The organism is Corynebacterium sp. ACRPH (assembly GCF_022347285.1).
In the GTDB taxonomy this organism is placed as follows: Bacteria; Actinomycetota; Actinomycetes; order Mycobacteriales; family Mycobacteriaceae; genus Corynebacterium.
Genome location: NZ_JAKRND010000045.1, coordinates 1 through 846, shown reverse-complemented (window position 1 = coordinate 846; position 846 = coordinate 1). Strand labels below are relative to the sequence as shown.

1 pseudogene is annotated in these 846 nt (G+C 53.4%); it reads left to right on the top strand.

The features are described from left to right. Positions 1 to 844, top strand: a pseudogene (locus tag MHX66_RS10500) (IS110 family transposase); the annotation flags it as partial. Positions 845 to 846: the final 2 nt, after the last annotated feature.

The window sequence follows — 846 nt, the reverse complement described above, 5'->3', positions numbered from 1 at the left end:
CCGTCGACCGCAATGATGAGGTACTTTCCGCTCTAAAGATGCTGTCTGGCTTCGATGATGACATCGCCCGCGATTGCACTCGCACTGTCAATCGACTTCGCAGTATCCTCACCCAGATCTATCCCAGCCTGGAACGAGTTTTTGCTGGTAGCACCCTGACTCGCACGCCGATCCTGGATTTATTGATTCATTACAAGGGACCGCAGGGGCTAAAAAGAGCCGGATACCAACGAGTGTTGAACTGGATGATCAAGCACACACGTAAAGACCCCACCCCGCTGGTAGACGACATTTTTACAGCACTGAAAGCTCAAACAGTCATCGTGCCTGGAAGCGATGCCGCCGAGTTAGTAATTCCTCAACTGGCTGCAAACATCAAGGCCCTCAAAGAGCAACGAAACACCATCGCTGAACAGGTTGAAGAGATGCTCGCTGATTTCCCTCTTTGTGAGGTCTTGGATCGAGTATGCCCGGAGTCGGCATCAAGACCGCAGCGCAGATCCTTCTTGCGATCGGTGATGGCTCCGACTTCGATAGTGCTGGCCACTTAGCTGCCTATGCTGGAATAGCGCCCGTCACTAGACGATCAGGTTCGTCGATCAGAGGTGAGTTCCCAGCACGGTCAGGCAATAAACGACTGAAAAACGCCTTGTTCTACTCCGCATTCGCGGTTATCCGCAGCCACGAACCATCACGGCAGTATTACGAACGCAAACGCGCTGAAGGAAAACGCCACAACGCAGCAGTCATCTGCCTGGCACGACGCCGATGCAATGTCATCTACGCGATGCTGAAAAACAAGGAGTTCTTCCGCGAAATCCCGCCACGCCCCGTCGCCGCATAAAG